At 39.4% G+C, this 12,547-nt stretch carries 13 protein-coding genes; 12 read left to right on the forward strand and 1 reads right to left on the reverse strand.

The window, feature by feature from the left end; genetic code table 11:
* Window positions 1-21 precede the first annotated feature (21 nt).
* The 6 genes from G592_RS0111980 (at window position 22) to G592_RS0112005 (ending at window position 7,752) form a co-directional block, all read left to right on the forward strand.
* The gene (locus tag G592_RS0111980) at window positions 22-1,050 is read left to right on the forward strand and encodes a substrate-binding domain-containing protein (protein ID WP_028248022.1); all 1,029 of its coding nucleotides are present in this window, start codon (window positions 22-24) and stop codon (window positions 1,048-1,050) included.
* 682 nt (window positions 1,051-1,732) lie between these two features.
* A complete protein-coding gene (locus tag G592_RS0111985) occupies window positions 1,733-2,851 on the forward strand; it encodes a sugar-binding protein (RefSeq protein WP_028248023.1) in 1,119 nt (372 codons plus the stop codon).
* A gap of 160 nt (window positions 2,852-3,011) precedes the next feature.
* Window positions 3,012-4,517 (forward strand): multiple monosaccharide ABC transporter ATP-binding protein, encoded by a 1,506-nt coding sequence (gene mmsA / locus G592_RS0111990; protein WP_420329247.1) that lies wholly within the window; start codon window positions 3,012-3,014, stop codon window positions 4,515-4,517.
* Between the two features lie 14 nt (window positions 4,518-4,531).
* Complete coding sequence (gene mmsB / locus G592_RS0111995) at window positions 4,532-5,701, forward strand: multiple monosaccharide ABC transporter permease (RefSeq protein ID WP_028248025.1); 1,170 nt, start codon at window positions 4,532-4,534, stop codon at window positions 5,699-5,701.
* Between the two features lie 17 nt (window positions 5,702-5,718).
* Window positions 5,719-6,900 (forward strand): ABC transporter permease subunit, encoded by a 1,182-nt coding sequence (locus tag G592_RS0112000; protein WP_036952858.1) that lies wholly within the window; start codon window positions 5,719-5,721, stop codon window positions 6,898-6,900.
* 159 nt (window positions 6,901-7,059) lie between these two features.
* Entirely contained in the window at window positions 7,060-7,752 is a 693-nt protein-coding gene (locus tag G592_RS0112005) for a YczE/YyaS/YitT family protein (protein ID WP_028248027.1), read from the forward strand.
* Window positions 7,753-7,851: 99 nt separating this feature from the next.
* Here the strand turns inward: G592_RS0112005 and G592_RS0112010 are convergent, their stop codons facing one another.
* Window positions 7,852-9,276 (reverse strand): class I adenylate-forming enzyme family protein, encoded by a 1,425-nt coding sequence (locus G592_RS0112010; protein WP_028248028.1) that lies wholly within the window; start codon window positions 9,274-9,276, stop codon window positions 7,852-7,854.
* Between the two features lie 323 nt (window positions 9,277-9,599).
* Between G592_RS0112010 and G592_RS0112015 the strand changes: the two genes are divergently transcribed.
* The 6 genes from G592_RS0112015 to G592_RS0112040 all read left to right on the forward strand — a co-directional run bounded on the left by G592_RS0112015 (window position 9,600) and on the right by G592_RS0112040 (window position 12,547).
* On the forward strand, window positions 9,600-10,232 hold the full coding sequence (locus G592_RS0112015; RefSeq protein WP_028248029.1) for a hypothetical protein: 633 nt from the start codon (window positions 9,600-9,602) through the stop codon (window positions 10,230-10,232).
* A gap of 315 nt (window positions 10,233-10,547) precedes the next feature.
* Window positions 10,548-11,117: a hypothetical protein gene (locus G592_RS0112020; protein WP_028248030.1), complete on the forward strand. Its 570-nt coding sequence runs from the start codon at window positions 10,548-10,550 to the stop codon at window positions 11,115-11,117.
* 2 nt (window positions 11,118-11,119) lie between these two features.
* Window positions 11,120-11,320 carry a kelch repeat-containing protein gene (locus G592_RS0112025; protein ID WP_028248031.1) on the forward strand — a complete coding sequence of 67 codons (201 nt, stop codon included), beginning with the start codon at window positions 11,120-11,122 and terminating at the stop codon, window positions 11,318-11,320.
* A 95-nt stretch (window positions 11,321-11,415) separates the two neighbouring features.
* Window positions 11,416-11,652 carry a hypothetical protein gene (locus tag G592_RS0112030; protein ID WP_028248032.1) on the forward strand — a complete coding sequence of 79 codons (237 nt, stop codon included), beginning with the start codon at window positions 11,416-11,418 and terminating at the stop codon, window positions 11,650-11,652.
* A 356-nt stretch (window positions 11,653-12,008) separates the two neighbouring features.
* The gene (locus tag G592_RS0112035; protein ID WP_028248033.1) at window positions 12,009-12,269 is read left to right on the forward strand and encodes a DUF4160 domain-containing protein; all 261 of its coding nucleotides are present in this window, start codon (window positions 12,009-12,011) and stop codon (window positions 12,267-12,269) included.
* Window positions 12,270-12,274: 5 nt separating this feature from the next.
* Window positions 12,275-12,547 carry a DUF2442 domain-containing protein gene (locus G592_RS0112040; protein WP_028248034.1) on the forward strand — a complete coding sequence of 91 codons (273 nt, stop codon included), beginning with the start codon at window positions 12,275-12,277 and terminating at the stop codon, window positions 12,545-12,547.

A 12,547-nucleotide genomic window follows, 5' to 3' on the forward strand; every position in this document is an offset into this window, starting at 1 on the left:
GATGTAAGGAGACTAATAGGTATGAAGGGTTTTTTGAAAAAGGTGACGGTCTGTCTGTTGATGGGCACGCTGCTTTGCGGATGTAGCAGCAGAGCCGGAGAGGCTGCCCAGACCCAGCCAGAGGAGGACGAGCTGGAGATAGGAATGTGCTTCGACTCCTTTGTAATCGAGAGATGGGAAAAGGACAGAGACGTATTTGTTGATACGGCTTCGTCTCTAGGAGCCACAGTAAATGTTCAGAATGCAAATGGGGATGTTGAAAAGCAGATTGAACAGATTCAGTATTTAATAGATAAGAAGGTAGATTGCATTGTTATTATCGCCATAGACGCAGAGGCTCTTACTGATGTGGTAATAGATGCTAAAAAAGCTGGGATTCCAGTAGTGTGTTACGACCGACTTATTCCTAACGTAAATGCGGATTTATATATTTCCTTTGATAATGAAAAAGTTGGAAGTATGCTTGGTAATGCCATAGTTAGTTCAGGTGCTAAAAAAGTTATTATGATTTGCGGACCATATACAGATATGAATGTTCCTATGGTAAACCAGGGCTTCACCAAATTGATGAACGCAAACAGCATAGATATCCTTGATACATATAATTGTGAGGGTTGGAAAGCTGAGCTTGGTGGAGCATATGTATATGATCACATGGATTTAGTACGTACTGCCGATGCTATCATGTGCGGAAATGATGATGTAGCAACTTCTGTAATCAAAGCTCTTGCTGTTGCACAGCTTGCTGGAGAAATCCCAGTAGTTGGGCAGGATGCAGATCTTCCAGCATGCCAGCACATAGTGCAGGGCACACAGCTGATGACAGTGTATAAGCCAGTAGGCAAGCTTGCCGAGGAAGCAGCAAAGCTTTCAGTACAGTTGGCTCAGGGGCAGGATCTTTCTGTAATGAATAGCATTAGCGACGGCGAAAACACAATTCCATATGTAGCCATCGAACCTGTGGCAGTCAATAAAGACAATCTTGATGAAGTCATCATAGATGGAGGCTTCCACAGCCGTGAGGACGTATACTTAAATGTGGGTGAATAATGGTAATTGATATAAGGCCGGATGAGGTGTCTCATCTGGTCTTATTAATGCATCCCAAAACAATAAAGGTTGGAGTTGGGATGCATTCTAAGTATGAATTACAGGTATTTTACGGGTGAAACCAGGAGATGGATTATTTTACCCGTAAAAATATATTGCAGTAAAATTACATTACGGGTATAGATTAGAATTTTCTATTATCACCCGTAAAAAATCTTCATTTTTAAAGACTTTTACGGGTAGAAAATTAGAAAGCTATAATCTACCCGTAATTCGTATTCACAGAAACCACAATATGGGTAATAACTTTTGAAAAATACGGGTATTTTGGAACCTTTATTAGATATACCCGTAATTTAGAAAAAACATTGATTTTTAAATTGGAAATTTACGGGTGTAATCTAACTAAACTAATCATTTACCCGTAAATAAGTAACATGGCGCCGCCATAGCCCCATTTATATCATGTGGCAAAAGCAGGTTGAAAAACAAATAGTGGATAGAATAGCATATTATTGTAATTACGATATAGGACTAGCACAAAAATGTGCTAGTCCTTTTTTAATCGTAAATACGGATTAGACAAAAATGTGAAGAAAGTGACAACCATTTTCAGAAAGTGAAATGATATATTATCTACAGTAACAAACATAACCTAATTGAAAGGGAGGTTTTTTAGGAAATGAAAAAGAAATTATTAAGTGTACTCTTAACAGGTGCTATGGCAGCTTCTATGTTAGTAGGCTGTGGTACAAGCACAGAGACAACAGATTCAGCTCCAGCAGCAGATGCAGGTGAGGCTACAGAGTCTACTACAACAGCTGGTGGCACAAAGGTTGGTGTAGCAATGCCTACAAAGGACCTTCAGAGATGGAACCAGGATGGTGCTAACATGGAGAAGGAGCTTAAGGCAGCTGGATTTGATGTTGACCTTCAGTACGCTTCAAACGATGTTCAGACACAGGTTTCTCAGATTGAGAACATGATTAACTCAGGATGTAACGTACTCGTAGTTGCAGCTATCGAGGGTTCTTCACTTGGTGAGGCTATGGATATGGCAGCTGAGAAGAACATCCCAGTTATCGCTTATGACCGTCTTATCATGAACTCAGATGCAGTTTCTTACTACGCTACATTTGATAACTACAAGGTAGGTCAGGTTCAGGGTCAGTACATCATCGATCAGCTCGACCTTGAGAACACATCTGATACATTCACACTTGAAATCACAGCTGGTGATCCAGGTGATAACAACGCTGGTTTCTTCTACAACGGTGCTATGGATCTTCTTAAGCCATACATTGAAAAAGGAACACTTGAAGTTAAGTCTGGTCAGGTAGAGTTCGCAGAAGTTGCTACTCCAGCATGGGCTACAGAGACAGCTCAGTCACGTATGGAGACAATCCTTTCTTCTAACTATGCTAGCGATGACCTTGATATCTGCCTCTGCTCAAACGATTCTACAGCACTTGGTGTTGAGAACGCACTTGCAGCAAACTACAAGGGTAAATATCCAATCATCACAGGTCAGGATTGCGATATCGAGAACACAAAGAACATGATCGCTGGAAAGCAGTCTATGTCAGTATTCAAGGATACACGTACACTTGCTTCACAGGTTGTTAAGATGGTAGGTCAGATTCTTAATGGTGAGACAGTAGATGTTAACGATGAGAAGACATATGACAACGGAACAGGTATCATTCCTTCTTACCTTTGCGAGCCAGTATTCGCAGATGCTAACAACTACAAGGAGCTCCTTATCGATTCTGGATACTACACAGAGGATCAGCTTCAGTAATTAGGTGATAAACATCTAAAACCAAAACAGTTTTATAGGGCAGGGAAACCTGCCCTATTTTAAAGGTTTTCACTAGAGAATATTTTGAAGAGAATACACATAAGTTATTCTAAAGTTTTTTTATAGGGAGGAAATACAAGTGGGAAAAACAATACTTGAGATGGTCAACATCACCAAAGAGTTCCCAGGCGTAAAGGCCCTTGATAACGTTAATCTTAAAGTAGAAGAAGGTGAAATTCACGCTCTTGTAGGCGAGAACGGTGCTGGTAAGTCTACTCTGATGAATGTATTAAGTGGTATTTACCCATTCGGTTCTTACACAGGCGACATTGTTTACAATGGAGAGGTTTGTAAGTTCCAGAAGATCAAGGACTCAGAGGAAAAGGGAATCGTAATTATCCATCAGGAATTAGCTCTTATTCCTTACATGTCAATTGGTGAGAACATGTTCCTTGGAAATGAGCAGGGAAAGAAAGCAGCTATTGATTGGGACAAAACATATGCAGAGGCTGACAAGTATCTGAAGATGGTAGGTCTTTCAGAAAGCAGCCGTGTATTGATTAAAGATATCGGTGTTGGTAAGCAGCAGCTTGTAGAAATTGCAAAGGCACTTGCTAAGAACGCAAAATTACTTATCCTTGATGAGCCTACTTCATCTCTTAACGAGACAGATTCAAGGGCACTTCTTGATTTACTTCTTGAATTCAAAAAGCAGGGAATGACATCTATCATTATTTCCCACAAGCTTAATGAGGTTTCTTATGTAGCAGATAAAATCACTGTTATCCGTGATGGTTCTACAATTGAAACACTTGATAAGACAAAGGATGATATTTCTGAAGACAGAATTATCAAGGGCATGGTTGGTCGTGAAATGACAGACCGTTTCCCAAAGCGTCATGATGTTAAAATCGGTGACATCGCTATGGAAGTTAAGGATTGGACAGTATTCCATCCACAGTTCTCAGAGCGTAAGGTTGTTGATGGCGTATCAATGAACGTTCGTAAGGGCGAGGTAGTAGGTATTGCCGGACTTATGGGTGCTGGCCGTACAGAGCTTGCCATGAGTATCTTTGGTAAGGCTTATGGAACAAACATCTCAGGACAGCTTTTCTTGAACGGAGAAGAGGTTCACCTTAAGAATATTAAGGATGCTATCAAGCACAAGATTGCATACGTTACTGAGGATAGAAAGGGTAACGGACTTGTTCTTACAAATCCAATCAAGATTAATACAACTCTTTCAAATCTTTCAGAGATTTGCTCTAAGCGTGTAATCGATCAGGATAAGGAATATCAGGTTGCTGAGGATTACAGAGAGAAGCTTAAGACAAAGTGTCCTACAGTTGAGCAGAACGTTGGTAACCTTTCAGGTGGTAACCAGCAGAAGGTTCTTCTTGCTAAGTGGATGTTTGCAAATCCAGATGTACTTATTCTCGATGAGCCAACAAGAGGTATCGATGTTGGTGCTAAGTACGAAATTTACTGCATCATCAATGACCTTGTAGCAGCTGGAAAGTCAGTTATCATGATTTCTTCAGAGCTTCCAGAGGTACTTGGTATGTCAGATAGAATTTATGTTATGAACGAGGGCAAGATGGTTGGTGAAATGGCTGGTTCTGAGGCATCTCAGGAGAGCATCATGTCTTGCATCCTTAAGTCATAGAAGGGAGAGAAAACATGGTTTCAAATAGCATTGGAAATACATTAAAAAAGTACACCATGGTTATCGCCCTGGTGATCGTTATAGGAATTTTCTACGTTGGAACAGGCGGAACAATCCTTCTGTCTCAGAACGTTAACAACCTTCTTTCACAGAACGCATACGTATTCGTTCTTGGAACTGGTATGTTACTTTGTATCTTAACTGGTGGTAACATCGATCTTTCTGTTGGTTCAGTAGTCTGCTTCGTAGGCGGTATCGGAGCAATGCTCATGGACAAGAAGGTAAATGTTTGGGTAGCAGTAATCGTAATGTTACTTGTTGGTGCACTTGTTGGTGCATGGCAGGCATTCTGGGTTGCTTACGTAAACGTTCCACCATTCATCGCAACACTTGCTGGTATGTACGCCTTCCGAGGACTATCAAATGTAGTTCTTAACGGATATGCGGTATCAATTTCAAATACAACATTCCTTAATGTATTTGGTGGTGGCGCTGATTGCTACATTCCAGATTTCTTCCACGGTGATGGACTTAACATTACATGTTTATTAGCAGGCGTTATCGCAGTTGTTATTTTTGTATTATTCTCATTCAAGAAGAGAATTTCTGCTTCACGCAAGGGTTATGAGACATCAGGTGCAGCTGGCTTCTATGCAAAGATTGTTCTTATCTCATTAGTAATTTTATTCCTTGCTTACAAGCTTGCAGGTTATAAGGGAATCCCAACATCACTTCTTTGGATCATCCTTATAGTACTTGTTTACAACTACGTTACAACAAAGACTACAATCGGTCGTTACTTATATGCAGTAGGTGGTAACGAGAAGGCTACACAGCTTTCTGGTATCAACACTAAGAAGGTTTACTTCTTCGCATATACGAATATGGGATTCTTGGCAGCATTTGCTGGTATCCTTACAGTTGCTCGTGCAGCATCAGCTCAGCCTACATACGGTCAGTTCTACGAGATGGATGCAATCGGTGCTTGCTTCATCGGTGGTGCTTCAGCATACGGCGGAACAGGTTCTGTATTCGGAGCTATCGTCGGTGCTCTTTTAATGGGTGTTATCAACCAGGGTATGTTAATCATGGGTGTTGATGCCAACTATCAGAAGGTTGTAAAAGGCCTTGTACTTCTCGCAGCGGTAATCTTTGATGTTATGTCTAAGAGAGAGAAGAAATAGGAAGGGAGGAGCGAAAAGTGAAAGACAAAATTTTAAAGATAGTTAAAGAAAACACTATGCTCATTGTACTGGTCCTGGTTGTTCTCTTCTTTAACGCTACAACACATGGCACAATGTTAATGCCAAGTCAGTTCAATGCACTTATCACACAGAATGCATACGTTTATGTTCTTGCAACTGGTATGTTGATGTGTATGTTAACAGGTGGTAACATCGATCTTTCCTGCGGTTCATTCGTATGTTTAGTAGGTGTTATCGGCGCAAAGGTTATGGTAAATATGGGAGCTCCAACAATAGTTGGTATTCTCGTAATGCTTCTCGTTGGTGTAATTTATGGTTGTGTTCTTGGATACGTAATTGCGTATATCAATATTCCACCATGGATTGCTACACTTGCAGGTTTCCTTGCACTTCGTGGATGGGGTGTTGCATTACTTAACGGTAATTCAAACATCAGCCCACTTCCACCAGCCTTCTGTAGCCTCTTCTCAGGAAAGATGAACGATCTTTTCGGAGGCCCAAGAATCGGCGGTGTTCAGTACAATATGACAAGTATTGTAATCGCACTTATCGCATCAGTAATCGTAGTATTCCTTCTCTTTAGAGAACGCGCGACAAAAATTAAGAAGGGATATGTTGCTGATAGCTTTGTAAAGGTTGTTGTAAAGTCAGTGCTTATCTGCTTTGTAATTATGCTCTTTGGTTACAAGTTTGCACTTGCAGGTGGTGTTCCTTATTCACTTATCTGGGTAGCTGTAATCGTTATAATCTACAGCTTCATCACATCTAAGACAGATATTGGACGTTACTTCTATACAATCGGTGGTAACAAGGAAGCTACTAGACTTTCAGGTATCGATACAAAGAGAATCATGTTCATCGCATACCTTAACATGGCAGTACTTACAGTTGTATCTGCATTCCTTACAATGGCTCGTTTCCAGGCTGCAAACTCTACAGCTGGTACAAACTACGAGATGGATGCAATTTCTGCCTGCGTAGTAGGTGGTGTATCTGCTTACGGTGGATCTGGTTCAGTATTCGGTATGATTATCGGTGCTACACTTATTGGTGTTATCAACCTTGGTATGTCCCTTATGGGTATCGATGCTAACTGGCAGAAGGTTGTTAAGGGTGTCGTTCTTCTCGGCGCTGTAGTATTCGAAATCCTCAATAATAAGAAAACAGCTACAAAATAATCTGTAGTTTATTTTCTTCATTATATTCTCTTGGCTCAGGCTTATGCCTGGGCCTTTTTTGCGTAAATTTTCCTGTCCTAAATTTTGTTTTATAAAATCATTGACTAGGCTCTTGTGTGAGACTATAATTAGTCCGATTTTAGCAAGTGGAGATTAGATATGCTTTTCGGAAATTATTATAGAGAAAACAGCTCCACAAGGGCTATTCTTATGAATATGCTTGTGGCAGCCATCAGCTTGTTTATAAATGGATTTGGAGTTTATCTTACCATCCAAGCAAACATCGGCGCCAGCCCTTGGGATGTATTAAACCTTGGCTTATCAAAAAGTCTTGGGATATTATATGGAACAGCATCAATTGCGGTGTCCTACAGCATCCTTGGAATAGATATTTTTATGAGGGCACCTATTGGTATTGCAATGTTTATAGATGCTTTTGTTGTAGGTAAGTCTGTGGATTTGTTTAATCGAATTGGTTTGGTGGAGCCTTGCAGCTCATTTGCTACAGGCATCCCTGTTATGATTATTGGACTGATTATAATGGCTTATACTCAGTTTACTTATATGGCAGCAGCACTTGGCTGTGGACCTAGAGATACACTGCTTGTGGCTCTTACAAAGAGAGCAAAGAAGCTGTCCATCGGTGTGGTCAGCATTGGACTTCTTTCCACCGCCACATTTGTAGGCTGGCTCTTAGGAGGACCTGTAGGCATCGGCACTATTATCAGCGCCTTCGGCACCGGCCCTATCATGCAGTTCGCATTTAAGTCAGTGAAATTCAACGCAGCTGAGATCCGCCACCAGAGGCTGTCGGAATCATTTAAAATAATGTTCGCAAAGCCTTCCCACTAGTGGGAGGCAAGCAGCTTAAAACAAAACAGGAAGGTTTAGCCAAAGACTAACAGAGATAAAAAAGCCATGGGCAATTAAATGTCCATGGCTTTAATTACATTAGATAGCGACTTCTGGTCTCTTAATCTTTCCAGTTGCAGTCTTTACGAATTCTGTATCTTGGAATTCTACGCCGTAGATTCTCTTGTAAATTGGGAGCTTTTTATTAAGCTCGTCAACGTGTGCCTTGATATCATCATGAGCGTTTTCGTCGCAGAAAACAGAAACGTGGATTCTGTCATTCTTCTCGAATGCCAGGCATTCCTTAACGTTTTCATTTGCGTACATGTATCTCTCAAGCTCCTCAGGGCTTACATTCTCACCACTTGAAAGGATGATAAGATTCTTCTTACGACCAGTCATGTAAAGGTATCCTGACTCGTCAAGGTAACCAAGGTCACCTGTGAAAATCATACCATCACGTAAGATTTCTGCAGTAGCTTCCTCGTTCTTGTAGTAACCCATCATGTTACCCCAGTACTTGATACCAATCTCGCCGTCGATAATCTTGATTTCTGCATCATCGTAAGGACGACCTACAGAAGCCATATGATGCTCCATATCGAAGTTGAATGTAGCATTTCCACCTGTCTCAGTCATACCGTAGTACTGACCGAATGCGATACCGTGTGAAGTGATTTCTTTAACGTCATCAATACTTACAGGAGCACCTGCTGTGCAAAGAATCTTAACGTTACCAAGCTTGTCCATATGACCTCTTTTGATAGTTTTAAGCCAAAGCTTTAAAGTACCAGGAAGTACACAAGCGTAATCAATTTCCTCGCCTACAAGATCATCAAGAATGTTCTCTGGATGAACGCTCTGGTAGAATGTACATGCATGCTCTGACCATGTGATAAGAGCAAGAAGTCCACCAATGTGATAGAGTGGGAAATTAGTGTAGATTGGCATACCTGGGTATGGCTCAAAGCCATTTGAATATCCCTTTGGAAGTGCAATCTTTTCACCGCTGAAGATGTTACCTACAGAAAGCATTACACCCTTTGAAAGGCTTGTAGTTCCTGAAGTGTAAACAATCATCATAAGGTTGTTAGCTTCTTCGTCTGTGAAGTCCTTAAGATCCTTTGGCTCTACATCTCCCTTAAGAGCAATGTCAAAGCTGTAAGTCTTAGTGTCTGATAAGAAGCTGAATTTCTCAAGATCGTCAGCAATAAGGTATTCAGCATCTGAATTTTTTACTGCAAACTTAAGATTTTCTTCCATCTCACGGAAGTTAAGAGGAATGACTACAGCTCTGCTGAACATGAGTGCAATAGCGATAACTACGTACTCATAGCTGTTTCCACCAATAAGAGCAATGTGTCTGCCCTCTAATGGACCCATAAGATTTTCAAGTCTTGTAGCACATTCCTTAATGTCGCGTATGTATGTCTCAAATGTAATGTTGTAGGAATTCTCTCCATCCAGATATCTGAATGCATTAACATGTTTTTCCTGTTCCAATGTTTCCAAATATTTAAACATAAACTACCTCCCTGTTTAAAATGTATTGCGAACGCTAAAAATTATAGCATGAAAAGTCTGATGAGATGTGTGGAGAACTTGCCAATATCCTGCTGTTTTTGACAGATGGTGTCAATTAAAAACTATTGATGATATAGGGGGAAACTTTTAAAATATTGTTATAGTCAGGGGAAGGCATATTATAGGGGTGTGAAATGTATTTAAATACACGGAAACATTATCTATCTGAATCAATATGTTCATCGGCATTAATAGGCTTGTTTTCACAATGCCTTAATGCTTTGTCGCGCTTTTTTTTCAGCTCCAATCTCAGTGAGCCTGATATGCTTAACAGCACTATTTTCTATTCAAATATGTGTATTCATCTGACAGTTACCATTTTGATTGCAGTTATCTTTACCAGAAATATAAAGAAGATGCGAAAAATTATGAAAGTGGTTACAGAAGATGATAGTGAAGAGATGGGCCTGTTGCAGAAGGAATACATTCCAGATGGAATATCTACTCTGACAGCATTGGACATTTATCAGCTCCTTGAAATATGGGCTTCCATACTTCTGTTTATACAGATTATGTCTATGGTATCCAGCTATCAGTACAAGAGTTTTGTCAGTGATTTGTACAGAATCATTCCTATGGATACATATGAGAGAGCAGTGGATTTTTCTGGAATATACAATTCCACACACGGGTTTAAATACATCGGAATGTTTTCCGCACTGATTATCGGAATATTTGTATCGGCAGTATTTTTGAAAGACAGGTTTTTAAAGATTATATCTGTGATTATAACAGCAGTTTTTATTTTGGCATTTTGCATTTTTCAAATGATTACATTTGATATGGAAGTCAAAATCATTAGCATTGTCTGGACTTCGGTAATCTATCATGGTATGGAAACTATAGGTCTTTTGCTGTTTTCATTTTATTTGGCGAAACATTATAAAGGACTTTAGTAACACATGAGACGTGCTGGTGCTCTCTGCCCACGTGCTATCCGTAGACAGACATTTGATTGGACATATGATAGTCTTGTATTATACAATAAACTTCGGTGAAGTGGATGCCTTGTTTCAGCTGGACTTGCTTTTAATTCTACAAGCGCACAGGCTGCTGAGAATATAGAAGCTACAGCACAGGTTACAGCCAGTGATTATGACAAGCTTCTTACAGAAATTGCACAGGCTGAGAAGGAAGTTAGTGATGCAAAGGCTAGATATGAGGCTACAGCTTCAGAATCCTTCAAGAAGAAAGCGGCACATGGAGAGGCAGTGACTGAACTCTATGTGAAGTATTGTGGTTACGATAGTATAGTTTATAAATGTGAGGAGGCTGGTGTGGTTTCGGAGGAGTATCTTGAGGCTAAGGCTGCATTAGATAACATCGCGATAGACACACCATACAGCAGTTTATCAGATTTAGAAAGAGCATATTGGGTAGCATATTATCAGGTATGGACTAATCCAGATAAGTCATATGTGGAATACCGTCGCAAGCTTAACTATTTAGATGAGCTTTTAGAGAAGAAGGCAGAGATGGATAAGTATCTCAATCCTGGCACAGAAACAGCTTCTCTTGAGAGTGTTAACAGACAGTTCAGCTTAGTTAATAGAGCATATGGCAACTGTACAATGGATGGTACAGGTACTGTTACAGTTAATGCTGATTCTAAGACATTTTCAATCAATTGGAATGTAGAGGTATACGAGGGTGATACATACATCTGCACATACGCAGATAGCTTAAAAGATATTCCAGTTAACTATGTAGATGGCAAGTGGGTAATTTCTTACTCAGGTCAGACTTTTGATTTAAATGAGATTCTTTCTCAGCTTCAGTAAGCATGAATAGTATCTATATCAAGACTGTTTCTGAACGATGTGGACACACCATAATTCAGGTTGATGATAATGGACAGAATAGTATTGTGCTTTTTGGTGGTGCCAACCAGGATAATACCAGAGACAATGTTGACGGCCACAAAAGCATCAGCTTTGGCTGTTCAGAAAAAGGGGGCCGCACAATCAATTCCTTCAAGAAATGAAATTGGTTGATAGAAAAAGGAAAATCATAACTTGTAATTATCTTTTAAGAAGTGTATTATACCGAGTAATACAGTTTGTAGAAAGGTAGTATGTTATGAAGAAAATATTAAAAATTATGGGTATAATATGCACTGTTACAGGAATCATAGGTGTTGGTGCTGGAGTGTTTTTTCTTGCTGCCAGCGGAGTTATGATTTTTAATCCTGCATATGGTGATGCTAATGATATGGGCATTGTGGTTGTTGCAGGCGTTATGTTATTAGTGCTTGGCATTGTGCCACTTGTTGCAGGAATATTAGCCTTAAGAGGTGCTAAGAAAGCAGACAAATAGAATATAAAAAATGACCCTCCCTTGACAATTATCAGTGAAGAGAAGCTCACAAACGCTAGATGGATTTAATTTAAAGTGTAAATCATTGAAAAATAAAGGCCGGATGAGGTGACTACTTCATTCGGTCTTTTTAAATTTACAGGAATGTAGATTGAATAAAAATATAAATAATCACTCACACTTTTCGACTAAATCTGATAGAGTAATAATTGAGTATACAGAAAATTTTTGTAGGACTCTTTATATTAAATTCAATTCCATAGATTTTTTAGTACATTAATTAAGTGGGTATATTTATGTACACCTTCCTTTGCTACTATTATAAATATTAATAGAGCATGGAGGAAATAATAAAAATGCCAGTTATATCTAGTTTTTTTGGAATTGAAATTTCAATGTATTACGATGATCACAATCCACCACATTTTCACGCAAAATACGGTGAATATAAAGCTTTGGTGGATATAAAGAGATCACGGATAATGAAAGGCTTTATGCCATCATCACAAGTCAAATTGGTTTTGGCTTGGTCGATTATTCATAAAGATGAATTAATGAATGATTGGGAGCTGGCTAAGATGATGGAAGAACTAAAAAAAATAGAACCGTTGAGGTAAAGAGTATGATGTATGAGATAATTCAGGTTGTTCCACAGGATGATTTTACGGTTTGGATATATTTTGCAGATGGAAAAATTACTTGCTATGATGTGAAGCCGAATCTTACTAAAGGGTTATTTAAAAAAATAGATGACATAGTCGTATTCAAAGAAAAATGTAAAATCATGAATGATACTTTGGCATGGGATATAGGGGTAGATGGCGAGGCTGATTGCTTGGATATAGATCCGATTACATTGTATAACTGTCCTGAAGTCGTTGATACTTTAGCATAG

This window comes from Pseudobutyrivibrio ruminis CF1b, assembly GCF_000424005.1.
In the GTDB taxonomy this organism is placed as follows: Bacteria; Bacillota; Clostridia; order Lachnospirales; family Lachnospiraceae; genus Pseudobutyrivibrio; species Pseudobutyrivibrio ruminis_C.

Bases quoted from the DNA above. Each gene is read 5' to 3' on its own strand.
- G592_RS0111980 (WP_028248022.1), top strand. From the start codon at position 22: ATGAAGGGTTTTTTGAAAAAGGTGACGGTCTGTCTGTTGATGGGCACG.
- G592_RS0111985 (WP_028248023.1), top strand. From the start codon at position 1,733: ATGAAAAAGAAATTATTAAGTGTACTCTTAACAGGTGCTATGGCAGCT.
- mmsA (WP_420329247.1), top strand. From the start codon at position 3,012: ATGGTCAACATCACCAAAGAGTTCCCAGGCGTAAAGGCCCTTGATAAC.
- mmsB (WP_028248025.1), top strand. From the start codon at position 4,532: ATGGTTTCAAATAGCATTGGAAATACATTAAAAAAGTACACCATGGTT.
- G592_RS0112005 (WP_028248027.1), top strand. From the start codon at position 7,060: ATGCTTTTCGGAAATTATTATAGAGAAAACAGCTCCACAAGGGCTATT.
- G592_RS0112010 (WP_028248028.1), bottom strand. From the start codon at position 9,276: ATGTTTAAATATTTGGAAACATTGGAACAGGAAAAACATGTTAATGCA.
- G592_RS0112015 (WP_028248029.1), top strand. From the start codon at position 9,600: ATGCTTAACAGCACTATTTTCTATTCAAATATGTGTATTCATCTGACA.
- G592_RS0112025 (WP_028248031.1), top strand. From the start codon at position 11,120: ATGAATAGTATCTATATCAAGACTGTTTCTGAACGATGTGGACACACC.
- G592_RS0112030 (WP_028248032.1), top strand. From the start codon at position 11,416: ATGAAGAAAATATTAAAAATTATGGGTATAATATGCACTGTTACAGGA.
- G592_RS0112035 (WP_028248033.1), top strand. From the start codon at position 12,009: ATGCCAGTTATATCTAGTTTTTTTGGAATTGAAATTTCAATGTATTAC.
- G592_RS0112040 (WP_028248034.1), top strand. From the start codon at position 12,275: ATGATGTATGAGATAATTCAGGTTGTTCCACAGGATGATTTTACGGTT.